This is a genomic window from Roseateles asaccharophilus (assembly GCF_004362405.1).
GTDB lineage: Bacteria > Pseudomonadota > Gammaproteobacteria > Burkholderiales > Burkholderiaceae_C > Kinneretia > Kinneretia asaccharophila.
The window spans coordinates 157,590-182,286 of sequence record NZ_SNXE01000006.1; the positions used below are offsets into that span (position 1 = coordinate 157,590).

A 24,697-nucleotide genomic window follows, 5' to 3' on the forward strand; every position below is an offset into this window, starting at 1 on the left:
AGGGAGGCCGGCGCCCCCTCGGGGGGCAGTGAACAAAGTGAACGTGGGGGTCGTCATCACATTACATGTGGTTGACCGACTCGGGCAGCTCGTAGAAGGTGGGGTGGCGGTACACCTTGTCTTCCATGGGATCGAAGTACATGCCCTTCTCGCCCGGGTCCGAGGCCACGATCTGGCTGGACAGCACCACCCAGATGCTGGTGCCTTCCTGGCGGCGGGTGTAGACGTCGCGCGCCATCTGCAGGGCCATCTTGGCGTCGGCGGCGTGCAGGCTGCCGCAATGCTTGTGGTCCAGGCCCGCCTTGCTGCGGACAAAGACTTCCCACAGCGGCCATTCGTTTTGGGTGTTCGCGCTCATGCTGCTTGTTCCTTGGTAGCTTGTTTGCGGGCATGGGCCAGGGCGGCGTCGCGCACCCAGGCTCCGTCTTCCCAGGCCTTGACGCGGGCGCCCAGGCGTTCGCGATTCAGCGGCCCCTCGCCATTGACCACGCGCCAGAACTCGGACCAATCGATCTTGCCGAAGTCATGGGCCTCGCGCTCGGCGTTCCACTTCAGATCGGGGTCGGGCAGCGTGATGCCCAGGATCTCGGCCTGGGGCACGGTGGCGTCCACGAACTTCTGGCGCAGCTGGTCATTGGTGACGCGCTTGATGCCCCAGCGGATGGACTGCTCGGAGTTGGGCGAGTCCTTGTCCTCGGGGCCGAACATCATCAGGGCCGGCCACCACCAGCGGTTGACCGCGTCCTGCACCATGGCCTTCTGCGCAGCCGTGCCCTCGCGCATCATGACCAGCAGGCTCTCGTAGCCCTGGCGCTGATGGAAGCTCTCCTCGCGGCAGACGCGGATCATGGCCCGCGCATAGGGTGCATAGGAGCAACGGCACAGCGGCACCTGGTTCATGATGGCCGCGCCATCCACCAGCCAGCCGATCACGCCGATATCGGCCCAGTTCAGCGTGGGGTAGTTGAAGATGGAGCTGTACTTGGCCTTGCCCGTGTGCAGCGCGTCCAGCATCTGGTCACGCGAGGTGCCCAAGGTCTCGGCCGCGGAATACAGGTAGAGGCCGTGGCCGGCTTCGTCCTGGATCTTGGCCAGCAGGATGGCCTTGCGCTTGAGCGTGGGCGCGCGCGTGACCCAGTTGCCCTCGGGCAGCATGCCCACGATCTCGGAATGCGCGTGCTGACTGATCTGGCGCACCAGGGTCTTGCGGTAATGCTCGGGCATCCAGTCCTTGGGCTCGATGAAATCGCCCGCGGCGATGCGGGCCTCGAAGGCCGCTTCGCGCTGCGCCTCCTCGGCGCTCTTGATCTTGCTGCTGGGAGCGTCCTGGGGGCCGACGCTCATCGCCTGGGTGTACATGGATGAACTCCTTGCTGGCTCGCTGCTGCGGGGAAAGGTTCAGGCGCCCTTGGGGCGCTTGTCGACCACACGCCGGGCCTTGCCGACCAGGGTGCGTTCGATGGAATCGGGCTGGCCGACGATGACCTTGGTGGACACGCCGATCAGGGTCTTGATGCGGTGCTGCAGGGACTTGGCGATGGCTGCCGTGTCCGCGCTGCCCACGGCCGCGGCCTGCAGCTCGCAGTGCACCGCCACCTCGTCCAGATGGCCCTCACGGCTGACCACGATCTGGTACTGGCCGCTGAGCTGGGCCTCTTGCAGCACCAGCTCTTCCACCTGGGTGGGGAACATGTTCACGCCGCGGATGATCAGCATGTCATCGCTGCGACCCACGATCTTGCCCATGCGGCGCATGCTGCGCGAGGTGGGGGGCAGGAGGCGGGTCAGGTCGCGGGTGCGGTAGCGGATGATGGGCAGGGCTTCCTTGGACAGAGAGGTGAAGACCAGCTCGCCCTCCTCGCCATCGGCCACCGGCTCGCCGGTCTCGGGGTTGATGATCTCGGGATAGAAATGGTCTTCCCAGATCACAGGGCCGTCCTTGCTCTCGATGCACTCATTGGCCACGCCCGGGCCCATGACCTCGGACAGGCCGTAGATGTCCACCGCGTCGATGCCGGCCTTGGCCTCGATCTCGCGGCGCATGGCCTCGGTCCAGGGCTCGGCGCCGAAGATGCCCACCTTGAGCGAGGACTCGCGGGCGTCCAGCCCCTGGCGCGTGAACTCCTCGATGATCACCTGCATATAGCTGGGCGTGACCATGATGATGTCGGGCCGGAAATCCTGGATCAGCTGCACCTGCTTCTCGGTCTGGCCACCGGACATGGGGATCACGGTGCAGCCCGCTGCTTCAGCGCCATAGTGCGCGCCCAGGCCACCGGTGAAGAGGCCGTAACCGTAGGCGATGTGGATGATGTCGCCCGGGCGGCCTCCCGAGGCGCGGATGGAGCGCGCCACCAGACCCGCCCAGGTCTCGATATCGCGGGCCGTGTAGCCCACCACCGTGGGCTTGCCCGTGGTGCCCGAGCTGGCGTGGATGCGGGCCACCCGCTCGCGCGGCACGGCAAACATGCCGAAGGGGTAGTTGGCGCGCAGGTCCTGCTTGGTGGTGAAGGGGAACTTGGCGATGTCCGCCAGGCTCTTCAGATCGTCCGGGTGCACGCCCTTGGCATCGAAGGCCGCCTTGTAGTGCGGCACGTTCTCGTAGGCGTGCTTGAGGCTCCACTTCAGGCGCTGCAGCTGCAGGGCCTGCAGCTCGTCCAGGCTGGCTTTCTCGATCGGCTCCAGATCACCTGGCGCGGGGGTCTTCACGGGCATGGGTCTTGTCTCCTCGGTGTGTTCTTCAGCCGGCCGCCAGGCCCGGCACCACGGGCTTGCCCTTGATGCGGTAGGAGCGGCCGCGGAACACCGCGATCAGTTCGTCGCGCTGATTGCGCACGGTGATGTCGTAGACGCCGGTGCGGCCCGCCAGCGAGACTTCGCTGGCCACGGCCGTCAGCCGGTCGCCGGCCCGGCTGGGCGCGACGATGTCCACGTTGAAGCCCGATGCCACGGTCAGCTCGTTGTACGAGTTGCAGGCAAAGGCGAATGCCGTGTCGGCCAGGGTCGTGACCAGGCCGCCATGGCAGATATCGAAGCCGTTGAGCATGTCCTCGCGCACCGTCATGGCCGCCGTGGCGCTGCCCGGCCCCACGGCCAGGATCTCCATGCCCAAGCCGGTGCTGGCCCGGTCATTGGCCAGCATGGCATCGCGCACCGCCTCGGCAATGGCTTGAGCTGTCATGGCGGCACTCAACGGTCGGTGAAGCTGGGCTTGCGCTTTTCCAGGAAGGCACGGGTGCCCTCCTGGTAGTCCCCGGCAAAGCCCAGACGGCTTTGCAGCAGGGCCTCGTTGCGCAGCGCGGCCTCGAAGTCCAGCAGCAGGGCGTCATCCAGCGCCTGGCGGGTGGCGGCCAGGGCCTTGACCGGCATGCTGGCCAGCTTCTGCGCCAGGGCCATGGCCTCGGCGGCCAGCTCGGCGTCCGGCAGGGCGCGGTAGATCAGGCCGATGCGCTGGGCCTCGGCGGCGGGCAGCTTGTCACCCAGCAGGGCCAGCTCCAGGGCCTTGGCCCGACCCACTAGGCGCGGCAGCAGCCAGGTGCCGCCGCAGTCCGGAATCAGGCCGATCTTGGAGAAGGCCTGGATGAAGCTGGCGCTCTCGGCCGCCAGCACCAGGTCGCAGCCCAGGGCCAGGCTGGCGCCGGCGCCGGCGGCCACCCCATTGACCGCGGCGATCACGGGCACCGGCATGGCCCGCAGGCTCAGCGCCATGGGGATGTAATAGTTGTTGAGCAGATGGCCGATGTCCTTGGGCGCTTCGCCGGCCGCCATGGGCGGCTTGATCAGCGGATCGGACAGATCCTGGCCGGCACAAAAGCCCCGCCCCGCGCCCGTGATCAGCACGCAGCGCACGCTGGCATCGCGCGCGGCGAGCTCCAGCGCATCGCGCAGCTGCACCAGCAGGGCCGTGGTGAAGGCATTGAGCGCCTGCGGCCGGTTCAGGGTGAGCAGGCGCACGGCGCCCTCCTGCTCGATCTTCAGCAAGGCCTCGTCCGGGCCTGTTTGTGCTGGGGTCATGGTTTGTCTCGCTCCATCGCCGCCGTCTTGTCTTGCCTGGGGTCAAGCATTCATTGACCGACCGGTCGGTAGATAGTAAGGTCCACCTTGATTTGGCGCAAGAGCCCAGACCCCGCAAAGCCCTAGCAAAAACCCCTAGCCCCGCAACCCGGAGCCCGATATGCCCTGCTATGCCATCGATGGCCTGATCCCCGTCGTTCACCCCAGCGCTTACGTCCACCCCACGGCGGTCCTGATCGGCGATGTGGTGATCGGCCCGGGCTGCTATATCGGCCCCTGCGCCTCGCTGCGCGGAGACTTCGGCCGCATCGTGATCCAGGAGGGGGCCAATGTGCAGGACAGCTGCGTGGTGCATGGCTTCCCCAAGTCCGAGACCGTGGTGGAGCGAAACGGCCATATCGGCCATGGCGCGGTGCTGCATGGCTGCGTGGTGCGCCACGACGCCCTGGTGGGCATGAACGCCGTGGTGATGGACGAGGCCGAGGTGGGCGCCTTCAGCATCGTGGCCGCCTGCGCCTTTGTGCGGGCGGGCCAGAAGCTGCCCGAGAAGTCGCTGATCGCCGGCCTGCCGGCCAAGGTCATGCGCGAACTCAGCGAGGACGAGATGCGCTGGAAGCGCCAGGGCACCGAAACCTACCAGCAGCTCACCCGCCGCTGCCAGGCCAGCCTGGTCGAGGTGCAGCCCCTGGCCGCCGAGGAGGCCGGCCGCCCGCGCCTGCAGGACAACGATTACGGCACCCTGCAGGCGCTCAAGCGCGAGAGTGGCTCGGGCAGCACATCGGCCTGAGCCTGTGCAGGCCCGCCCGGTTCAGCCCGCCGCCTGCCCTTCGCCCAGGCCCCGCTGCATGGGCTTGTAGGGCCGCGGCAGCGTGGGTTCCGCGGCCACCATGCCCTGGCTGCGCGCGGCCGCCGCCTGGCTGAGCGGCGTGATCAGACGGGCCTCGGGCAGGTTATGCCAGTAGCGCTGAGGCATTTCCTTGCGCATCTGGGCCAGCTTGAGCCGGGCCGGGTTGAAAATGTGCTGGTAGTAGGTGAGCCAGAGCGCGGCGCCTGCATCGGGCGCGGGGGCCTCCTCGCGGCGGGCGCCGGGGCGGAACTGCAGGGCCTGGCCGTCCCACTCCACACAGCGCTCGGGCGTGAGGATGGCCCAGCGCATCTGGGCGAAGCGGCGCCGGAAGAAATCGGCATTGGCCTCGACGATATGGTGCTGGGGCTCGAACCAGGCGATATGCCGCGGCTCCCCACCGGGCTCTCCACCTTGCTCCCCCTCCCAGACCGGGGTGAAACGCACAAAGGCCCGCATCTTGTGGATGTCACGGTCCACCGCGCGCGCCATGCCCTCGGCCAGGCGCCAGTCGGGGTCCAGCGGGTCGCCGCGCAGGCGCGGCTCATGGGTCAGGCGCCAGAGTAGGCGGTACATCAGGGCAAAGCGGCGCGGCTCGCGGTGCAGCAGCACGCGCTCGCACAGGGCCACAAAGGCCGGCGGCACCCGCACCAGGGAGGCCGGCGGCTGGGGGGCTTCGGCCGCCGCCGACGCATCGAGTTCTGAATCGGCGCCCCAGAGCGTGCCTTCATCCTCACAGGACCAGACCAGGGCTTCGGGCGGCACGCCCTGCACCAGCAGGCGGCGTGCCGCATGCTTGAAGCCGGCGATGTCGGTGGGGCCGTCGAGATGAATGGTCTGGGGCATGGGCACTCCTGGGGCGGTCGGGCTGGATGGCGGGCTCGATAGCGGACTTGAGATCAGGCGAACAGCTCGCCCTGGCGCGGCGGCAGCAGGGCCGCGGGCGCGCCCGGCCCGCGGCTGGCCGGGCGGTGGCCGTCCAGCAGCACAAAGGGCAGCAGCTTGCTCAGGTTCAGCCGTGCGCGGCGCAGATCCTCTAGGCGCAGGCGGCGCACCTGCCGCGCCTGCAGCAGGCGCTCCACCATGCCCGGCCCCAGGCCTGGCACACGCAGCATCAGCTCGCGCGGCGCGCTGTTCAGATCCACCGGAAAGCGGGCCGGATGCGCCAGGGCCCAGGCCAGCTTGGGGTCCACATCCAGGCGCAACAGCCCCTGACCGTCCAGGGCCAGTTCCTCGTGCGCATAGCCGTAAAAGCGCATCAGCCAGTCGGCCTGGTAGAGCCGGTGCTCGCGCAGCAGGGGTGGCGGCTTGAGCGGCAGGGCCTGCGCCGCGTCGGGAATGGGGCTGAAGGCCGAGTAATAGACCCGGCGCATGCGGTAGCCGCGGTAAAGCGCGGCGCTGGTGGCCAGGATGCTGCGGTCATCGCTGCCGTCCGCGCCCACGATCATCTGGGTGCTCTGGCCCGCGGGCGCGAAGCGCGGCGGCCGTGCCGGCCGCGGCCGGGCACCGGGCAGCACGCGGATGGGCTGCACCGCCGGCTCGCGCGCGGCCTCAATGCCGCTGCGCAGCCGGCCCATGGAGCGGCGTATGGCCTGACCGTCCTTCTCGGGCGCGAGCGCGCGCAGGCCCTGCTCGCTGGGCAGCTCGATATTGATGCTCAGCCGGTCGGCATAGCGGCCGGCGCGCTCCAGCAGCTCGGCGCTGGCATCGGGAATGGTCTTGAGATGGATGTAGCCGCGAAAGCCATGGTCCTCGCGCAGCTGGCGCGCCACCTCCACCACCTGCTCCATGGTGTAGTCCGGGCTCTTGACGATGCCGCTGGACAGAAACAGGCCCTCGATGCAGTTGCGTCGGTAGAAGTCCAGGGTCAGCTGCACCACCTCCTCCACCCGGAAGCGCGCGCGCGGCACATTGCTGCTGGCGCGGTTGACGCAGTAGAGGCAGTCGTACTGGCAGTGGTTGGTCAGCAGGACCTTGAGCAGGGAGATGCAGCGGCCGTCCGGCGCATAGCTGTGGCAGATGCCCATGCCCTCGGTCGAGCCCAGGCCGCGGCCGTCGGCCGAGTCGCGCTTGTCCGTGCCACTGGAGGCGCAGGAGGCGTCGTACTTGGCGGCATCGGCCAGGATGGCGAGTTTGCGATTCAGGTCCACGGTGGGCTCGGCGGCAGGGCTAGGTTTGATACTGTACAAATATACAGTTATTTGATTGGCCCTGCAGGCGGGGCGGCCCTCTTCAGCCCTCGTCGGCCCTCTTCGGCCCTTGCGCGCAGCCCGACCCCAGCACCGGCGGGCCCCGCAAGTGCGGGCACAATCGGCGCCATGTCAGAGCGCGTGATCCCCGTGATGGACTTGCGGCAAGCCCAGGTGCCGCCCCTGCCCTTGCAGCCCCTGCCCGAAGGCGCCCTGGTCGCCGACGCCCTGGGGCGTGCTCTGCACGATCTGCGCATCTCCGTCACGGACCGATGCAACTTCCGCTGCAGCTACTGCATGCCCAAGGAAGTCTTTGATCACTACCACCAGTTCCTGCCCCATGCGGAGCTGCTGAGCTTCGAGGAAATCACGCGCCTGGCCGGCATCTTCGTGGGCCTGGGCGTGCGCAAGCTGCGCCTGACCGGTGGCGAGCCCTTGCTGCGGCGTGGCATCGAGAGCCTGATCGCGATGCTGGCCGCCTTGCGCACACCCGAGGGTCAGGCGCTGGACCTGACCCTGACGACCAACGGCTCCCTGCTGGCGCGCAAGGCGGCGGCCTTGAAGGCGGCCGGACTGCAGCGCATCACGGTCAGCCTGGACGGGCTGGACGACGCCGTGTTCCAGCGCATGAACGATGTGGGCTTTCCCGTGGGCGAGGTGCTGCGCGGCATCGAGACGGCGCTGGACGTGGGCCTGGGGCCGGTCAAGGTCAATATGGTGGTCAAGCGGGGGGTCAACGAGGACCAGATCCTGCCCATGGCCCGTCATTTCCGCGATCACTACGGCGGCGCGGTGGTGCTGCGCTTCATCGAGTACATGGACGTGGGCGCCACCAATGGCTGGCGCATGGACGAGGTCCTGCCCTCGCGCGAGCTGCTGGCGCGGCTGCAGGCCGAGTTCCCCTTGCGCCAGCTTGATGCCGCCGCGCCGGGTGAAACCGCCGAGCGCTGGGCCTATGCCGATGGCCGCGGCGAAATCGGCCTGATCTCCAGCGTGACCCAGGCCTTCTGTGGCGACTGCAATCGCGCTCGCCTGTCCACCGAGGGCAAGCTCTACACCTGCCTGTTCGCCCATGCCGGCCATGATCTGCGGGCCCTGCTGCGCGGCGGCGCCAGCGATGCGCAGATGCGCGCCGCCCTGGGCGCACTCTGGGCGCGTCGCGATGACCGCTATTCGCAGCTGCGCGGTCAGGGGCAGGCCCTGCCGGGCGATGGCAGCCGGCGCGTCGAGATGCATTACATCGGCGGCTGAGCGTCACTCACTCATTTCGCACATGAGCCCCGGCCAGCCCACACCCTTCACCCTGCGGCGTGCGCTCAGCGACTGGTTCACCCCCCGGCTGCGGCGCCAGCTGCTCTGGGCCCTGGTGGCCGCCCTGGGCCTGCCCTGGCTGGTGGGCGCCTGGGCCAAGCAGTTCATTCAGCCGGGCCTGCACAACGATGCGGAGCGCGCCGCCCAGCTGGTGGACTTCATGGTGCTGGGGGGCATCTTCTTCGGCCTGTCCATGATCGTGGTCTGGCTGGTCGGCTGCTGGGTGGTGGCCGTGATGAAAGGCCCCGCCCTCCAGGGTGACGAGTTCCCGGGAGCCCCGGAGCAGGACGGACCGGGTCATGGCGGTGCTTGAGCGCCAGGACCTCAGCGGCCTGCTGCTGGCCGGCGGCGAGGGGCGCCGCATGGGCGGGCAGGACAAGGGTCTGCTGCCCCTGCATGGCGAGCCGCTGGCGGCCCATGTGCTGCGCCGCCTTGCCCCCCAGGTCGGGCGGCTGCTGGTGAGCGCCAACCGCCATCAGCCGCAATACCTGGCACTGGCGCGGGCGCTGGACCCGCAGGCCCAGGTCTTGAGCGATGAGCGCAGCTTGTGTGGCGGCGAGGCCTTTGCCGGTCCGCTGGCCGGCATGCTCGCCGGCCTGCTTGCCTGCCAGACCGAATGGCTGCTGTGCACGCCTTGCGATCTGCCCGCCCTGCCCCAGGACCTCGCCGCGCGCCTGTGGGCCGGCAGCCAGGCCACGGCCGGTGGTGCACGCCCGCTCGCCTTTCCTCGTGATCGCGAGGGGCGGCTGCATCCCGCCTGCTGCCTGCTGCGCCGCGATCTCGCCCCCTCCCTGAGCGACTATCTGGCCCGGGGCGGGCGCCGCGTGCGCGAATGGATGCACAGCCAGGGCGCGATCGAGGTGGCCTTCGAGCATCCCCAAGACCTGCGGGCCTTCGCCAACCTCAACCACCCCGCCGATCTGGCGGCACTGCAGGCCCAGCCAGCGCTCCATGCCGCCCCGCCCGAATGCTGAACCTTCTTTCCCCCGAGGCTCTGATCCTGCCGGCCGACATCAAGCTGCGCATGCTGCGCGAGAGCGATCTGCATGAATACAAGCGCTTGCGCGACGCCATGCTCTTGGCTCATGACGAGGCCTTCACCTCCGACGCGGCCAGCGAGCGGGGCCGCAGCGCCGAGAGCTACCGCAACCGTCTCAGCCAGGCCAATGGCGTGGGCTGCATGTTCACCGTCACGGCCTGGCAGGCAGAGCAGCTGGTGGGCGCGGTGAGTTGCGAGCGTGAGGGCCGGGCCAAGATCCGGCATATCGCCCATGTGGTGGGCATGATGGTGGCCGATGAGCACCAGGGCCGCGGCCTGGGCCGGGCCCTGCTGTACTGCGCGCTGCGCCTGCTGGGTGCCGAACCCGAGATCCGCATGGCCACGCTGAGCGTGAGCAGCGGCAACCAGGGCGCCATACGGCTCTACGAGTCCCTGGGCTTCAGGCGCTACGGCCAGCTGCCGGGCGCGCTCAAGCTGGCCGATGGCCGCCTGATCGGCAAAGACCTGATGGCCCTGGATCTGCCGCCCCCGCCCTGAAGCCGCGGGACGGGCGCCTCACAGAACCGTGTGCAGCACCGTGCCGTTGGCGGCCCGCCATTCATAGTCCATCTGGCGCGCGGTGCGCCGCGCCAGGTCCACCGAGGCGAACTCGGCCACCAGGTGCAGGCTCAGGTCGATACCCGCCGAAATGCCGGCCGAGCTGAAGAGGCGGCAGCGCCCGCCATGGTGCACCCAGGGCCGGGCCTCCACCCAGCGCTGATGCACCACCACGCGCAGCAGGGAGCCCGAGGCCTGGGAGACGGCCTGCAGATCCTCAAGATCTTCCCAGTGGGTGGTGGCCTCGCGCTCGTTGAGCAGACCGGCCTTCTCCAGCAAAAAGGCGCCGGTGCAGATGGAGGCCAGGGCCTTGAGCTGCAGGCTCTGGCGCACGAGCCAGTCACTCAGGCCCGGGCGCGCCAGCTCGGCCGTGACCACGCCGCCGGGCACGATCAGCAGGTCCAGCGGCGGGGCCTCGCTGAAGACATGCTGGGGCGTGACCAGCAAGCCGCCGCGGGCCCGCACCGGCGCCAGGCTGGGCGCCAGGGTCAGCACCTCGAACGGCGGCGCAGCCTGCGGATCGGCCCGGTGAACCAAGCGGCTGGCGGTATTGAAGACCTCGAAGGGGCCGGCAAAGTCCAGCACCTCCACCTCGTCGAACAGATAGATCCCGAGCCGCATGCGCGCATCCCCGTTGTGTCTGTCCCCAGCATAGTGCCGCGGCCCCCACGGGCGCAGCATGGATTGCCCCAAGGTCCAAACAAGGCCTAAGCACGGCCAGAGCCCATGCTGTCCCCTAAATCCTCCTGACACGATAGGGCGGGGCCGCATCCCTACAATGCGCCCAGCCCCAAACCGGGGCTGTCGTCGTTTCTGAAGCCAGCTCCGAGCACGCATGCAGCTGCCCCTGATCGCCCCCGGCAAAAAGTTCACCCAGCCCCGCCCCCCCGGCTCCGCCGACGCCCTGCTGCTGGCCCGCTATGCGCGTCAGCAGCGCGAGGCCGGCCGTCTGTGCGCCATCATCACGGCCGAGCCGGCCGACACCCAGCGCCTGGAGCAGGAGCTGCGCTTCTTTGCGCCCGAGCTGCGCGTGGCCGTCTTCCCCGACTGGGAGACCCTGCCCTATGACACTTTCAGCCCCCACCAGGACCTGATCTCCGAGCGCCTGGCCACGCTGTGGCGTCTGTTGCAGGGCCAGGGCAAGCCGGTGGAGCAGCGCGAGGTGGATGTGGTGCTGATGCCCGCCAGCACCGCCCTGGTGCGCCTGGCGCCCACCAGCTTCCTGGCCGCGACCACCTTCCAGTTCAAGCAGAAGCAGCGCCTGGACGAGGCCTCGCTGAAGAGCCAGCTCACCCTGGGCGGCTACAGCCATGTGAGTCAGGTCGTTTCGCCCGGCGAATACGCGGTGCGCGGCGGCCTGATCGACCTCTTCCCCATGGGCTCGCCCGTGCCCTACCGGGTGGACCTGTTCGGCGACGAGGTGGACTCCATCCGCACCTTCGACCCCGACAGCCAGCGCAGCCTCTATCCCGTGCCCGAGGTGCGCCTGCTGCCCGGCCGCGAGTTCCCCATGGACGAGGCGGCGCGCAAGGCCTTCCGCGCGCGCTGGCGCGAGAAGATGGAGGGCGACCCCACCCGCGCCCGGCTCTACAAGGACATCGACCAGGGCATTGCCACCGCCGGCATCGAGTACTACCTGCCCATCTTCTTCGAACAGACCGCCTCGGTCTTCGACTACCTGGGCAGCGGAACCGGCCTGGCCCTGCATGGCGAGGTGGACGAGGCCCTGAACCGCTTCTGGACCGACACCCGCGAGCGCCACCGCTTCCTGCAGCACGACCCCGAGCGCCCCATCCTGCCGCCCGAGGAGATCTTCCTGAAGGTGGAGGAGTTCTTCGGTCTGACCCACCCGCACCCGGTGCTGGCGGTGCGCGGCAGCGAGCCGGTGGACTATGCGCGCCCCCTGCCCGATGTGAGCGTGGAGCGCGGCGCCCAGGAGCCGCTGGCGCGCCTGGCCGCGCACCTCAAGAGCACGCCGCACCGCGTGCTGCTGCTGGCCGAGAGCGAGGGCCGGCGCGAGAGCCTGCTGGAGCTTCTGCGCGACAACAGAATAGACCCGCCCTCGGTGAAGGACCTGGCCGAGTTCGAGGCCGATGCGAGCGAAAAGTTCGCCATCACCGCCGCGCCCTTGGCGGCTGGCTTCTTCTGGCATGAGCCTGACGAAGGCCGTGCCCTCCAGCTCTTCACCGAGACGGAGCTCTTTGCCACCACGCCCACGACGCGGCGGCGCCGCAAGCAGGAGCAGGTCAGCGACGTCAATGCGCTGATCAAGGACCTCTCCGAGCTCAAGGTGGGCGACCCCGTGGTGCATACCAACCACGGCATCGGCCGCTACCAGGGCCTGATCAATATCGATCTGGGCGAGGGCCCCAGCGAGTTTCTGCATCTGGTCTATGCCGACAAGGCCACGCTCTATGTGCCCGTGGCCCAGCTGCATCTGATCAGCCGCTACACCGGCGTCAGCGCCGAGGAGGCGCCGCTACACCGGCTCGGCTCCGGGCAATGGGAAAAGGCCAAGCGCCGCGCGGCCGAGCAGGTGCGCGACACCGCGGCCGAGCTGCTCAACCTCTACGCCCGCCGTGCCGCGCGCGAGGGCTTTGCCTTCCGCTACTCGCCGCATGACTACGAGGCCTTTGCCGCCAGCTTCGGCTTCGAGGAAACGCCGGACCAGCGCGCCGCCATCCATGCGGTGATCCAGGACATGATTTCGCCCAAGCCCATGGACCGCCTGGTCTGCGGCGATGTGGGCTTTGGCAAGACCGAGGTGGCGCTGCGCGCCGCCTTTGTGGCCGTGATGGGCGGCAAGCAGGTGGCCCTGCTGGCGCCCACCACCCTGCTGGCCGAGCAGCACTACCAGAATATCGCGGACCGCTTCGGCAAATGGCCGGTCAAGGTGGCGGAGATGAGCCGCTTCCGCTCCAGCAAGGAGATCAAGGCCGCGATGGAAGGCCTGGCGGACGGCAGCATCGACATCGTGGTCGGCACCCACAAGCTGCTCTCTGGCGATGTGGAGTTCAAGCGCCTGGGTCTCCTGATCATCGACGAGGAGCACCGCTTCGGCGTGCGCCACAAGGAAGCGATGAAGGCCATGCGGGCCGAGGTGGACGTGCTCACCCTCACCGCCACGCCCATCCCCCGCACCCTGGGCATGGCGCTGGAAGGCCTGCGCGACCTCAGCGTGATCGCCACCGCGCCGCAGCGCCGCCTGGCCATCAAGACCTTTGTACGCACCGAGATGACGGGCGTGATCCGCGAGGCCGTGCTGCGTGAGCTCAAGCGCGGCGGCCAGGTCTACTTCCTGCACAACGAGGTCGAGACCATCGAGAACCGCAAGCAGAAGCTCGAGGAGCTGCTGCCGGAGGCGCGCATCGTCGTGGCCCATGGCCAGATGCCCGAGCGCGAGCTGGAGCGGGTGATGCGCGAGTTCGTGGGCGGCAAACACAATGTGCTGCTGTGCTCCACCATCATCGAGACCGGCATCGATGTGCCCAGCGCCAACACCATCATCATCAGCCGGGCCGACAAGTTCGGCCTGGCCCAGCTGCACCAGCTGCGCGGCCGCGTGGGCCGCTCCCACCACCAGGCCTACGCCTATCTGATGGTGCCCGATGTGGAGGGCCTGACCAAGCAGGCGGCCCAGCGCCTGGAGGCCATCCAGAATATGGAGGAGCTGGGCTCGGGCTTCTATCTCGCCATGCACGATCTGGAGATCCGCGGCGCCGGTGAGGTGCTGGGCGAGAACCAGAGCGGCAACATGATGGAGGTGGGCTTCCAGCTCTACAACGACATGCTCTCCCAGGCGGTGCGCGAGCTCAAGGCCGGCCGCGAGCCCGATCTGCTCTCCCCGCTCTCGGCCACCACCGAGATCAATCTGCACGCCCCCGCCCTCTTGCCCGACGCCTACTGCGGCGATGTGCATGTGCGGCTCTCGCTCTACAAGCGCCTGGCCACGGCCGAGAAGAGCGAGCAGATCGACGCCATGCTGGAGGAGATCACCGACCGCTTCGGCAAGCTGCCCGCGCAAGGCCAGACCTTGTTCGACACCCACCGCCTGCGCGTGCTGGCCAAACCCTATGGCGTGCTCAAGATCGATGCCGCGCCCACGGTCATGAACATCAACTTCCGGCCCAACCCGCCCATCGACGCCATGCGCGTGATCGAGCTGGTGCAGAAGAACCGCAATATCAAGCTGGTGGGCAATGACAAGCTGCGCATCGACAAGGCGCTCAGCGATCCCAAGGACCGGGCGCAAGCCATCCGCGAGGTGCTGCGCCTGCTCGGCCAGCCGACCACCAAAAACTGAGATCACGCGAACCATGCCAACACACCGCCACCCCGTGCTCAAGGCCCCCAGCCCCGCAGCGATCAAGCTCGAATTGCTGCGCGAGCTCTTCCCCCAAGCCTTGGAGACCGCCCCCGATGGCAGCGTGCGCGTCAATGCTGCCGCCATCCAGCAGGCGCTGGACCCAGCCAACCCAGGCGGCATCCGGGTGGAGGAAGATGGCTATGAGCTGCGCTGGGTGGGCAAGCGCGAGGCCTATCACAGCGCCTTTGTGCCACCCCAAAAAATCCTGCAGCCGCTGCCCGATGACAGCCAGGATTGGGACAACACCGGCAACCTGCTCATCAAGGGCGACAACCTGGATGCCCTGCGCCTGCTGCGGCACAGCTACTTCGGCAAAGTCAAGCTGATCTACATCGACCCGCCCTACAACACCCAGAGCGATGCCTTCATTTACCGCGACGACTTCAGCGCCCGCCAAAGCGAGGTGTTGAGCGCTTTGGGCTACAGCGCCGACAACATCGACTACATCAAGAACATCTACGGTGCCCGCACCCACAGCGGCTGGCTGAGCTTTATGTACCCGCGCCTGCTGCTGGCCAAAGACCTGCTGCGCGACGATGGGGTGATCTTCATCTCCATCGATGACAACGAGCAGGCACAGCTGAAGCTGTTGTGTGATGAGGTTTTTGGCCAGGAAAATTTTGTGGCCCAGCTAGTCTGGGAAGGCGCAAACAAGAACGACGCAAGGCAAGTTGGTACTGTCCACGAGTACGTTTTGATCTACGCGAGCAACCGTGATGCGCTGCCGCGAGACTGGGGAATCAAGAAGGAAGGGGCTGACCCGGTGTTTGCGGAGGTGGCCCGCCTCAAGGCAGTGCACGGAGAAGACCACAACGCGGCATCCGAAGGATTAGGCAACTGGTTCCGCGCAATGAAGTCCACGCCTTCTTACATGCTGCGGCGCTTCCGCTACATCGACTCTCATGGCGCCTACAAGGAAGACGATCCAACAGCGCCTGGGGGAAGGAAGTTCAGCCTTATCAACCCGAAGACGGGCAAGGTGATCCCCCTGCGGCGCAACCGCGGCTGGGCATTCGATCAAGCTGAGTTTGACCGACTTGTCGCCGATGACCGCATCTCGTTCATCACGGATACAAGCGTGATGGTTCGACGCTATCTGCACGAAACCGACTCACTGACTCCACCGAGCGTCTACTACCAAGCCGCCAGGTCCGCTTCTGAAAGGTTGGGGAAACTTTTGGCTGAGAACGTTTTCGACTTCCCGAAGGACGAAACGGTTTTGTGCAAGTTCATTGAAATGGCCACAGATTCAGCAGACGACAACTGCATCGTTGTTGACTTCTTTGCAGGATCAGGAACGACAGCTCATGCCGTATGGAAACAGAATATCTCTGACGGAGGTAAGCGCAAGTTTGTCCTGGTCCAAATTCCTGAGCCCATTGAACCCAAGAAGCAAAAGGAGGCGTACGCTTTCGTGACCGAAACTTTGGCCAAACCCGAGGCCACGATTTTCGAGATCACCGCCGAGCGACTCCGCCGCGCCGGGGCCAAGCTCAAGGCCGACAAGCCGGATTTGGATACCGGCTTTCGGGTGTTCGAGTTGGCGGATGACCCGGATGCCTTGATCCTGCAAAAGCCCTTGAGCGAGGCCACTCAAGACGACCTGGCCACGCTGCAGGCCAGCATTGCCACGCCGCAGCCCGCGCAATTGCCGCGCATCCTCTACAACCTCTTGCTGGCCGAGGGCCTAGCCTTGTCGACCCGCATCGTGCCCTTGCGCGAGCAGGCGCTGTACCGGGCAGCCGATGTGTTGCTGATCCTGCACGAGGTGGACACCGAAGCGCTGGGCCAAGCGCTGGCGCAGATGAAGGCCGAGGGCACCCCCATCCAGCACCTGTGCGTCTATGCGCCCTGGGTGCAGGACAACAACTTCCTGCTTGGCGCCAAGACCCTGCTCGAAACCCTGGGCCTGTCGGAAGACAAGCTGCGCCTGCGGGGCTGAGCGATGAGCGCGCAATTCCAGTACACCCGCCTGGCCTACCAGGCGCAGGCCGTGGACAGCGTGTTCCAGGTCTTCACCGATGTGCGCTTTGTGCCGCCCGGCAGCGTGCACGCCAACCCGACCTATGTGGCGCATGAAGCGCAGCGCACGCTGCAGGCCAATATCGAGCGCATCCGGCAGGCGAACGGCATCCAGACCGGGGCGATCGACGTGCCGCACACGCCCACACCGGCGCTGTCGCTCGATGTGTTGATGGAAACCGGCACGGGCAAGACCTTCACCTTCATCGAGACCATCCACCGCCTGCGCCAGAACTACGGTCTGTCCAAGTTCATCGTGCTGGTGCCAAGCAACGCGATTCGTCAGGGCACGATCAAGACGCTGCAGACCACGGCGGCGTTTTTCGCCCGCGAGTACGGGAATCAGAAGATCAACGTATTCAATTATTCGGACAAAACAGTCAAGGGCTTCATCCACGCGGCCAATGCTGGGATCTCGGTCATGGTGGCCACCTACCAGTCGTTTGCGGGTGACAACAAGGTCATCAACAAGCGCGGCGTGGAGTCCAATCTGTTTGGCCGGGCCAAGAGCTATATGGAGGCGCTGGCCGCCATCCGCCCGGTGCTCATCATCGACGAGCCACACCGCTTTGACGGCAAGGTGGTCAAGGAGTACCTACCCAAGTTCAACCCCATTCTGACCCTGCGCTTTGGGGCCACCTTCAAGCGCGATGAGTTCAAGAACCTGATCTACACCCTGGACAGCCTGGAGGCGTTTCGCCAGCGCCTGGTCAAGGGCATCACGGTGGACACGGTGGGCTCGGGCGCCGACATGGCGCAGACCTTGCTGCTGAACCAAGTGAGCGGGAGCGCCAAGGCGCGCACCGCGCAGGTGCGCTACCAGACGGCGACGGGGAAGACGGCAAGCATCACGCTGCAGGCCAAGGACAACCTGGGCGAGAAGACCGGCCTAGCCTGGCTGGAAGGTTATGTCGTGGAGGGCATCACGACCAAGGAACTGCTGTTCACCAACGGCTTTACCCTGCCCCTGGGCGAGGCCACCGGCTACGGCATGTTGGCCGATGAGGTGCAGTCATTGCTGGTGCAACGCACGGTGGCCAACCATTTCGAGCGCGAAGAGGCGCTGTTCAAACGCGGCATCAAAGCCATCAGCCTGTTTTTCATCGACGCTGTTTACAAGTACCTGCCCGACGGCCAACGGCCGGCCGTGCTGCGCGAGACTTTTGAGCGGCACTACCTGGCACAGCTGACCGAGTTGCTGGCACGGCCCGACCTGGACCCCGACTACCGCGCCTATCTGGCGCGTACCACAGCCGATGTGAGCCGGGTGCACAAGGGTTACTTTGCCCGCTCGCACAGCGAAAAGGGCGAGGAGGAAGCCATCAAGCTGATCCTGCAGGACAAGGAGAGGCTGCTGTCTTTTGACACCGACCTGCGCTTCATCTTCTCGATGTGGGCGCTGCAAGAGGGTTGGGACAATCCCAATGTGTTCACGCTGTGCAAGCTGGCGCCGAGTGATTCCAAGATCACCAAGCTGCAACAGATCGGCCGGGGCTTGCGCCTGGCTGTGAACCAGCAGCTGGAACGCGTGAGCGTCGACGATGCCGCCTTCGACGAAATCAACGACCTGGTGGTGGTGGTGCCGGCCAGCGAGGGTGATTTCGTGCGGGCCATTCAAAGCGAGATCGCCGCGCACAGCGTCAAGCGCGTGTCTCAGCAGCTCAGCCACGAAGTGCTGCGGCTCAACGGCATCATCGCGAGCGACAACCCCTTCATGACTGTGGCCTTGCTGGGCGCTTTGGCCCAGCAGGGCATCGCCCAGTTGGATATGGCCAGCGGCACGGCCACGCTGGTACTGGACAAAGCCCCTTACCAAGCCCGCCGGGATGCGCTGGAGAGGGCTCTGCTGGCGCAGGTGCCGGGCTTCACGGCCGGGCAGGCCAAACAGTTGGTCGAGTACCTGGACGCTTACTACGATGGCGCGGGGCAGATCAAGGCCAAGAAGCCGCAGGCTGCGCCGCAGCTGACGATTCGGCCTGAGCAGTACCAGAAGTTCAAACACCTGTGGGAGAACCTCAACCGCCGTGCCGTGCTGCGCTACGACTTGGACACCGAGGCCTTCAAGACGCATGTGCTGCAGCGCATAGCCAGCGACTTCAAGGTCTTGCCGCTTTCAGTCAGCGTGACACGCACGACTGGGGTGGAAACGATCAACGAGGCCCGCAGCGTGCAGAGCCCCTACTTGGTCAAGCCCCACTCGGTCTACACACTGGCGCAGTTCGTACGCGAACTGGCGAACATGACGCGCTTGTCGGTGCACACCGTCGCAGACATCTTGCGCCGCATGCCTGAAGACAAGTTTGCCCAGATCCAGCACAACGAAAACCGAGCGCTGCTGCTGTTGCGCGATGTGATGCAGCGTTGCATCCACGAGCTGGTGATCAACAAGGTCAGCTACGCCCTGCGCGAAATTCGCGTTGAAACCGCGCTGACCGACAGGACCGGGCAATTGCTCAAGACCATCCCTCTCAGCCTGTGCGGCAAGGAAGAGCACGCCATTGGCGACTCCAGCGTGCGTGATCGCTCGCTGTACCAGGACGCCCTGATGCCGGTAGACAGCCAAATTGAACGCGACACGGTGGATGCATCTAACCACACGCAGATCACCGTATTTGCCAAGCTGCCGCGCATCAACATCCCCACGCCGGCGGGCAACTACAACCCAGATTTCGGCTATGTGCTGACGCGTGGCGGCCAAGCGCAATCGCTTTACTTGGTCGTTGAAACCAAGGGCTATGACTCCACGCTAGACATTCCTCAGGACGAGCGCTGGAAGATTGACGCCGCACGTCAGTTTTTCGCGGCGCTTCAAGCCGAAGGGGTGAATGTGCGCTTCAGTACGCGCATCAACACTGAGAACTTGGGTCAGATCATTCAGCAAATTGATGCACAGGTTTAGGACCCAACCCGCTTGAATCTCATGAGTGAATCTTTTCAAAACCTCCCCGCCCTAATCACCCAGGGCTTCACGCCCCCACTGCGTCTCGCCGATTTCCGCATCGCGGCCTTCGACATGGACTCGACCCTGATCAATATCGAGTGCATCGACGAGATCGCCGCCGCCGCGGGCAAGAAGGCCGAGGTGGCCGCCATCACGGAGGCCGCGATGCGCGGCGAGATCACCGACTTCAAGGACAGCCTGCGCCGCCGCCTGGCCCTGCTCAAGGGCGTGCCTCGGTCGGCGCTGGAGCAGGTCCTGACCGAGCGCCTGCAGTTCAACCCCGGTGCGCGCGAGCTCTGCGCCGCGCTCAAGGGCGCCGGGCTCAAGCTGCTGCTGGTCTCGGGCGGCTTCACCTTCTTCACCCGCTTTGTGGCGGCCGAGCTGGGCATGGACTATGTGCGCAGCAATGAGCTGGCCTTCGACGCCACCGGCGCCCTGACCGGCGGCCTGGTGATGCAGCCCTGGGGCGAGATCTGTGACGGCGAGGAAAAGCGCCGCATGCTGCTGGCCTGCTGCGCCGAGATCGGCGCCGATGCCAGCACCCAGGCCATCGCCGTGGGCGACGGCGCCAACGACCTGCCCATGATGGGCGCCGCCGCCCTCTCCGTGGCCTATTGCGCCAAGCCCAAGGTGCGTGAACAGGCCATGGTGGCCATCAACAGCGGCGGGCTGGACAGCCTGCTGACGGTGCTGCGTTGAGAGTTCCGGTCGAGCTCTCCAAGGCCCTGCGCCTGCTCAACCACGGCCCCACGGTGCTGGTGGCCAGCGCCCACGAGGGGCGGCGCGATGTGATGGCCGCGGCCTGGAATATGCCGCTGGACTTCAGCCCGCCCAAGGTGGCGGTGGTGATCGACAAGAGCACCTACAGCCGCGCGCTGATCGAGGCCTCGGGCGAGTTCGTGCTGGCCGTGCCCTGCGCGGCCCAGGTGGATCTGGTCTGCGGCGTGGGCCAGCACTCCGGCCGCGAGATGGACAAGTTCGCCCACTACGGCATCGCCACCGCTTCAGCCAGCCGGGTCCAGGCCCCGCTGGTGGAAGGCTGCCTGGCCTGGCTGGAATGCCGCATCTACCCCGAGCCGCACAACCAGCAGACCTACGACCTCTTCCTGGCCGAGGTGATCGCCGCCTGGGCCGAGGACTGGGCCTTCAAAGACGGCCACTGGCAAGACCTGCCCCCCGAGCAGCGCGCCCTGCACCATCTGGGCGGCGGCAACTTCCTCACCAGCGGCGGGCCGGTGCTGCAGGGCCGGGGCTGAGGTCGATTACGGCGCTGACAGCAAGCCGCCGTGCAGGGGCCGCGCCGAGATCACGGTGCCGTCCTCATCGGCATAGAGCCAGTCACCCGGACGCACCCAGACACCGCCGCCGATCTGCACCGCCACATCGGCCAGGCCCTGGCCCCGCCGCTCCGTGGGCAAGGGCATATGGCCCAGGGACAGAATGCCCAGCTCGGTCTCGCGCAGCTCGGCCAGATCGCGCACGCAGCCGTGAATCAGCAGACCGGCCCAGCCGTTCTTGGCCGCGGCCGCCGCCAGATTGCCGCCCAGCAGCGCGCGCTTCATGGAGCCGCCGCCATCCACCACCAGCACCCGGCCCCGGCCCGGCGACTCCACGGCCTGCTTGACCGCGCTGTTGTCCTCCAGGCAGCGCACCGTGGCGACAGGCCCGGCAAAGTCCACATGCCCACCGTAGCTGCGGTAAAGCCCGCCGGGCAGTACCCGAAAGGCCCCGCTCTCATCGCCCTTGTGGGCATCGCAGAGATCGCAGGTCGAGAAGGCAAGAGGCAGCAGACTCATCGAGGGGCTCCGTGCATGAACGCGAAACGCTGAGCCCGCGGGCTCAGCCGGCGAGGTTATCAGCCCTGGGGCGCCAGCACGAAGATGGCAGGCTGGCCCTGCAGCTGCACGCGCTGGCCGGCGCGAATCTTGGCGGTCTTGCGCGACTCGGCCTGACCATCCACCCGCACCTGGCCCTCGGTGATCATCATGCGGGCGTGGCCACCGCTGTCCGCCAGGCCCGTGGCCTTGAGCAGCTTGTCCAGCTCGATGTACTCGCCGCGCAGTTCAAAGGAAATATCTTGCATGGCGTGATTGTCGTCGAGGGGCTTGGGGCCGGCGGTGCTACCGTTGCATACCGCCCGCTGTGCTTCAGTCGCCCCGTGCCCTGATACCGTGTTTGATCTCAAGACCCTCGCCCTGTTTCTCGTCACCGCCGTCGCAGAGATCGTGGGCTGCTACCTGCCCTATCTCTGGCTCAAGCACGGCAAAAGCGCCTGGCTTTTGCTGCCGGCCGCCCTGAGCCTGGCGCTGTTCGCCTGGCTGCTGACCCTGCACCCGACGGCCTCCGGCCGGGTGTATGCGGCCTATGGCGGCGTCTACGTCTTCACCGCCCTAGGCTGGCTCTGGCTGGTGGACGGCATTCGCCCCACGAGCTGGGACCTGATCGGCGGCCTGGTGGCGCTGGCCGGCATGGCCATCATCATGTTCGCGCCACGCCAGGCCTAGGGGCGATGCGCCCCTGATCGGTGCCAAAGCGTCCGACAAGGCTCCGGTTCAACTCTTGAGCGCCCCCGCGTCAAAGGCGTCAAAACCATGTCGGGTGATCAGGCGCTGATAGCGTCCGCTTCGCACATAGTCGCGAAACTGCTGATCGAGAACGTTCAGCAGGTGCTGGCTGTGGGGTCGCCCCCGTACCACCCCGACCAGCATCGGTAGTTCGGCAAGAGCGGGTTCCTGCCAGAGCGGCTCGCGTGCATCACCTGGGGGCGTCAGTTTCAGCTGGGTCAGCAGATAACGCCCCACAGCCCGCTCCAGCAGGACCAGATCATGTCGCCGCAGCGCCAGCATGCGCAGATTGAGCTCGTCACTGAGGCCGGGCTTCACCACCATTCCTGCGGCATGAACCTGGGGTGGATAGGCATAGTCGCGCACGCCTGCCACCTCACGCCCACGCAGGGCCGCCACGCCCAGACCATCAGCACGCCAGTCCTCGCGCCGGACATACAGACCCAGGCGGCTGCTGAACCAGGGCAAGCTCGCCAGCAGCCGGTGTTGCTCGATATCCCCCGGCCAGGCCAGCAGGACCAGATCAACCGCGCCCTGCTGAATCTCGATACCCAGGCGCGCCCAGGGGCGGAACACGACATTCGGTTCATAGGCTGTGGGCGCCAGCAGCTCGCGCAGCATCTGCACCGCGCCGCCCTGCCCGGGCAGCTGTGTCGAGGCATATGGCGGGTACTCGGTCGTGAAAACTTTCAGGCGCTGCGTCTTGGCAGGCACCGCGCCGAGGCCTTCGCTCCACGCGCAATCCGCCAGCATCGAGGCAAGTAAAAAAGCACGACGGCGCATGGACCATGCAGGAGAAGCCACTTGCTTATCAGGCTATCAGAAGCAGACCGAACCGCATGTGCACAAGTGCGCAGCCACCGCGCGCAAGTGGCTTGCGGCCTGCTGCATCTGTCGACCTACGAACTCGAGGACGCGCTGATGGCCAGCCCCCGAACGCCGCCTTGACTAAGCCGCTCTTTCCAAGCACTCCAGCGCGGAGCCACCGACCGTGTTCACGGCCGCCGCGCCGGCAAGACACGGCCTGACGGAGCCTCCATCACCACAGGACTGCCGGACTCGGAGCCGAGCTGCATGCGCACGCCCATGCCCCGGCCAGGCCAGGCCAGGCCCCGGTCAGGAACCAGCCAGGCGCTGGCGAGCCGCCTCGCGGATGGCGCTGAGCGTGCTGCGGCTGGTCGACACATCCGCGTCCAGCTTCAGATGCAGCAGCGTGGGCTGCTCGGGGTGGGCCAGGGCCTCGCACAGCGCGGACTCGAAGTCTTCGGTGCGCGCCACGCGGGCGGCGCGCCAGCCATAGGCCTGGGCCAGGGCGGCGAAGTCGGGGTTGAAGAGATCGCTGCCCGAGACGCGGCCCGGATACTCACGCTCCTGGTGCATGCGGATGGTGCCGTAGGTCCCGTTGTCCACCACCACCGAGATCAGGCGCCGGGCGCCATAGCCGGTGGCCGTGGCCAGTTCCTGGCCGTTCATCAGGAAGTCGCCATCGCCGGCGATATTGACCACCCAGCGCTGCTGGATCAGGGCCGCGGCCACGGCCGCCGGCAGGCCATAGCCCATGGCCCCGCTGGTGGGCGCCAGCTGGCTGCGGCCGTGCTGGTGCAGGGCCGTGTAGGCGTGGAAGCGGTGTAGCCAGCCGCTGTAGTTGCCGGCGCCATTGGTGAAGAGGGTGCCCACGGGCAGGCGCGTGGAGAGCTGGCGCACCACCTCGGCCATGTCCAGCGGGCTCACCGGTGTGGACTGGCGGTTGGCGGCGTAGTCGGCATTGGCGCTGCGCGTCCACGCGGCCCAGGGCATGGCCTCGGGCGGCGACAGCTCGGCCAGGGCGGGGGCGGCGCAGCCCATGCTGGCATTGATCATCAGATCCGCCGCATAGACACGGCCCAGCTCCTCCGCCCCAGCGTGGATGTGGATCAGCTGCTGCTGCGGGCGCGGCGCCTGCAGCAGCGTGTAGCCGCCCGTGGTCATCTCGCCCAGGCGCGGGCCCAGGGCCAGGATCAGATCCGCCTCGCGCACCCGCGCTGCCAGCTTCGGGTTGATGCCTATGCCCACATCGCCGGCGTAGTTCGGATGACTGTTGTCGAACAGGTCCTGGAAGCGGAAGGCGCAGCCCACAGGCAGCTGCCAGGCCTCGGCAAAGCGCTGCAGGGCGGCCGTGCTCTGGGCCGTCCAGCCACCGCCGCCGGCAATGACCAAGGGGCGTTTTGCGGCCGACAGACGCTCGCGCAGCTCGGCCAGGGCAGCAGGCGTGGGCGCGGCCTCGGCGGCGCGCACGCGCGGCAGCACGGGGACACTCGTCGCACGCGTCAGCATGTCCTCGGGCAGCACCAGCACCACGGGGCCGGGCCGGCCCTGCAGAGCGGTGTGGAAGGCGCGCGCCACGTACTCGGGCAGACGGTCGGCATCCTGCACCTCGCCCACCCACTTGGCCATGCCCAGCGTGCCGGGCCCGAACATCTGGCGGTAGTCCAGCTCCTGGAAGGCCTCGCGGTCGCGCTGCTCGCTGGCCACCTGGCCGATGAAGAGAATCATCGGCGTGCTGTCCTGGAAGGCGGTGTGCAGGCCGATGCTGGCATTGGTGGCGCCGGGGCCGCGGGTCACGAAGCAGATGCCGGGCCGGCCCGTGAGCTTGCCCTGGGCCTCGGCCATGAAGGCCGCCCCGCCCTCCTGGCGGCAGGCGATGAAGCGGATCTGCTCGCGGTGCTCGTGAAAGCCGTCCAGCACAGCCAGATAGCTTTCGCCGGGCACACCGAAGACATCGGTCACGCCCTGGGCGATCAGGGCTTCAACCAGGGCATGGCCGGCAAGGCGGGAGGTGGTGGGGCTCATGCCGCCCGACTGTAGCCAGC

General features: G+C 67.1%; 23 protein-coding genes. 11 read left to right on the forward strand and 12 right to left on the reverse strand.

What is annotated here, in order from left to right; all coding sequences use genetic code 11:
- Nucleotides 1–61: 61 nt before the first annotated feature.
- Genes paaB through DFR39_RS13875 form a run of 5 tightly spaced genes read right to left on the reverse strand, consistent with a single transcriptional unit; the run spans nucleotide 62 to nucleotide 4,014 of the window.
- Nucleotides 62–358: a 1,2-phenylacetyl-CoA epoxidase subunit PaaB gene (paaB, locus tag DFR39_RS13855; protein ID WP_133604164.1), complete on the reverse strand. Its 297-nt coding sequence runs from the start codon at nucleotides 356–358 to the stop codon at nucleotides 62–64.
- On the reverse strand, nucleotides 355–1,359 hold the full coding sequence (paaA, locus tag DFR39_RS13860; protein ID WP_133604165.1) for a 1,2-phenylacetyl-CoA epoxidase subunit PaaA: 1,005 nt from the start codon (nucleotides 1,357–1,359) through the stop codon (nucleotides 355–357). Before paaA ends, paaB begins: the two co-directional genes overlap by 4 nt.
- A gap of 39 nt (nucleotides 1,360–1,398) precedes the next feature.
- Nucleotides 1,399–2,715 carry a phenylacetate--CoA ligase PaaK gene (gene paaK, locus DFR39_RS13865; RefSeq protein ID WP_133604166.1) on the reverse strand — a complete coding sequence of 439 codons (1,317 nt, stop codon included), beginning with the start codon at nucleotides 2,713–2,715 and terminating at the stop codon, nucleotides 1,399–1,401.
- Nucleotides 2,716–2,740: 25 nt separating this feature from the next.
- Nucleotides 2,741–3,181, reverse strand: coding sequence for a hydroxyphenylacetyl-CoA thioesterase PaaI (paaI, locus tag DFR39_RS13870; RefSeq protein ID WP_133604167.1), 441 nt, complete (start codon nucleotides 3,179–3,181; stop codon nucleotides 2,741–2,743).
- Nucleotides 3,182–3,189: 8 nt separating this feature from the next.
- On the reverse strand, nucleotides 3,190–4,014 hold the full coding sequence (locus DFR39_RS13875) for an enoyl-CoA hydratase-related protein (RefSeq protein ID WP_133604168.1): 825 nt from the start codon (nucleotides 4,012–4,014) through the stop codon (nucleotides 3,190–3,192).
- Nucleotides 4,015–4,174: 160 nt separating this feature from the next.
- Here DFR39_RS13875 and DFR39_RS13880 point away from each other — a divergent pair, with 160 nt between their 5' ends.
- Nucleotides 4,175–4,801: a phenylacetic acid degradation protein PaaY gene (locus DFR39_RS13880; RefSeq protein ID WP_133604169.1), complete on the forward strand. Its 627-nt coding sequence runs from the start codon at nucleotides 4,175–4,177 to the stop codon at nucleotides 4,799–4,801.
- 21 nt (nucleotides 4,802–4,822) lie between these two features.
- Here the strand turns inward: DFR39_RS13880 and DFR39_RS13885 are convergent, their stop codons facing one another.
- Both DFR39_RS13885 and DFR39_RS13890 read right to left on the reverse strand, forming a co-directional pair.
- Nucleotides 4,823–5,704, reverse strand: a complete 882-nt coding sequence (locus DFR39_RS13885; RefSeq protein WP_133604170.1) for a TIGR03915 family putative DNA repair protein — start codon at nucleotides 5,702–5,704, stop codon at nucleotides 4,823–4,825.
- Nucleotides 5,705–5,757: 53 nt separating this feature from the next.
- Nucleotides 5,758–7,008: a putative DNA modification/repair radical SAM protein gene (locus tag DFR39_RS13890; RefSeq protein WP_133604171.1), complete on the reverse strand. Its 1,251-nt coding sequence runs from the start codon at nucleotides 7,006–7,008 to the stop codon at nucleotides 5,758–5,760.
- Between the two features lie 168 nt (nucleotides 7,009–7,176).
- On the opposite strand from DFR39_RS13890, the gene moaA reads away from it, so the two are divergent.
- The 4 genes from moaA to DFR39_RS13910 are packed head-to-tail and all read left to right on the forward strand — an operon-like array spanning nucleotide 7,177 to nucleotide 9,895.
- On the forward strand, nucleotides 7,177–8,298 hold the full coding sequence (gene moaA, locus DFR39_RS13895) for a GTP 3',8-cyclase MoaA (protein WP_133604172.1): 1,122 nt from the start codon (nucleotides 7,177–7,179) through the stop codon (nucleotides 8,296–8,298).
- Nucleotides 8,299–8,320: 22 nt separating this feature from the next.
- Nucleotides 8,321–8,671 (forward strand): hypothetical protein, encoded by a 351-nt coding sequence (locus DFR39_RS13900; protein ID WP_133604173.1) that lies wholly within the window; start codon nucleotides 8,321–8,323, stop codon nucleotides 8,669–8,671.
- On the forward strand, nucleotides 8,658–9,332 hold the full coding sequence (mobA, locus tag DFR39_RS13905) for a molybdenum cofactor guanylyltransferase MobA (protein ID WP_133604174.1): 675 nt from the start codon (nucleotides 8,658–8,660) through the stop codon (nucleotides 9,330–9,332). The genes DFR39_RS13900 and mobA overlap by 14 nt, the downstream gene beginning before the upstream one ends.
- Nucleotides 9,326–9,895: a GNAT family N-acetyltransferase gene (locus DFR39_RS13910; RefSeq protein ID WP_162849529.1), complete on the forward strand. Its 570-nt coding sequence runs from the start codon at nucleotides 9,326–9,328 to the stop codon at nucleotides 9,893–9,895. Before mobA ends, DFR39_RS13910 begins: the two co-directional genes overlap by 7 nt.
- A gap of 18 nt (nucleotides 9,896–9,913) precedes the next feature.
- Here the strand turns inward: DFR39_RS13910 and DFR39_RS13915 are convergent, their stop codons facing one another.
- The gene (locus tag DFR39_RS13915) at nucleotides 9,914–10,576 is read right to left on the reverse strand and encodes a DJ-1/PfpI family protein (protein WP_133604176.1); all 663 of its coding nucleotides are present in this window, start codon (nucleotides 10,574–10,576) and stop codon (nucleotides 9,914–9,916) included.
- 214 nt (nucleotides 10,577–10,790) lie between these two features.
- Between DFR39_RS13915 and mfd the strand changes: the two genes are divergently transcribed.
- The 5 genes from mfd to DFR39_RS13940 are packed head-to-tail and all read left to right on the forward strand — an operon-like array spanning nucleotide 10,791 to nucleotide 20,540.
- Nucleotides 10,791–14,258, forward strand: a complete 3,468-nt coding sequence (gene mfd / locus DFR39_RS13920; RefSeq protein ID WP_133604177.1) for a transcription-repair coupling factor — start codon at nucleotides 10,791–10,793, stop codon at nucleotides 14,256–14,258.
- A 34-nt stretch (nucleotides 14,259–14,292) separates the two neighbouring features.
- Nucleotides 14,293–16,263, forward strand: a complete 1,971-nt coding sequence (locus tag DFR39_RS19975) for a site-specific DNA-methyltransferase (protein ID WP_246030833.1) — start codon at nucleotides 14,293–14,295, stop codon at nucleotides 16,261–16,263.
- Nucleotides 16,264–16,266: 3 nt separating this feature from the next.
- Complete coding sequence (locus DFR39_RS13930) at nucleotides 16,267–19,242, forward strand: restriction endonuclease (protein ID WP_133604178.1); 2,976 nt, start codon at nucleotides 16,267–16,269, stop codon at nucleotides 19,240–19,242.
- Between the two features lie 21 nt (nucleotides 19,243–19,263).
- Nucleotides 19,264–19,983 (forward strand): phosphoserine phosphatase SerB, encoded by a 720-nt coding sequence (serB, locus tag DFR39_RS13935; RefSeq protein ID WP_133604179.1) that lies wholly within the window; start codon nucleotides 19,264–19,266, stop codon nucleotides 19,981–19,983.
- Entirely contained in the window at nucleotides 19,980–20,540 is a 561-nt protein-coding gene (locus tag DFR39_RS13940) for a flavin reductase family protein (RefSeq protein ID WP_133604180.1), read from the forward strand. The genes serB and DFR39_RS13940 overlap by 4 nt, the downstream gene beginning before the upstream one ends.
- A gap of 6 nt (nucleotides 20,541–20,546) precedes the next feature.
- Here DFR39_RS13940 and rraA read toward each other — a convergent pair whose 3' ends face one another.
- Entirely contained in the window at nucleotides 20,547–21,080 is a 534-nt protein-coding gene (gene rraA, locus DFR39_RS13945) for a ribonuclease E activity regulator RraA (protein WP_133604181.1), read from the reverse strand.
- A gap of 59 nt (nucleotides 21,081–21,139) precedes the next feature.
- Nucleotides 21,140–21,367: an RNA-binding S4 domain-containing protein gene (locus DFR39_RS13950; protein WP_133604182.1), complete on the reverse strand. Its 228-nt coding sequence runs from the start codon at nucleotides 21,365–21,367 to the stop codon at nucleotides 21,140–21,142.
- Nucleotides 21,368–21,455: 88 nt separating this feature from the next.
- On the opposite strand from DFR39_RS13950, the gene DFR39_RS13955 reads away from it, so the two are divergent.
- On the forward strand, nucleotides 21,456–21,788 hold the full coding sequence (locus DFR39_RS13955; protein WP_133604183.1) for a YnfA family protein: 333 nt from the start codon (nucleotides 21,456–21,458) through the stop codon (nucleotides 21,786–21,788).
- A 48-nt stretch (nucleotides 21,789–21,836) separates the two neighbouring features.
- Here DFR39_RS13955 and DFR39_RS13960 read toward each other — a convergent pair whose 3' ends face one another.
- The gene (locus DFR39_RS13960; RefSeq protein ID WP_162849530.1) at nucleotides 21,837–22,562 is read right to left on the reverse strand and encodes a substrate-binding periplasmic protein; all 726 of its coding nucleotides are present in this window, start codon (nucleotides 22,560–22,562) and stop codon (nucleotides 21,837–21,839) included.
- 402 nt (nucleotides 22,563–22,964) lie between these two features.
- Nucleotides 22,965–24,677 carry a thiamine pyrophosphate-binding protein gene (locus DFR39_RS13965; protein WP_133604185.1) on the reverse strand — a complete coding sequence of 571 codons (1,713 nt, stop codon included), beginning with the start codon at nucleotides 24,675–24,677 and terminating at the stop codon, nucleotides 22,965–22,967.
- Nucleotides 24,678–24,697: the final 20 nt, after the last annotated feature.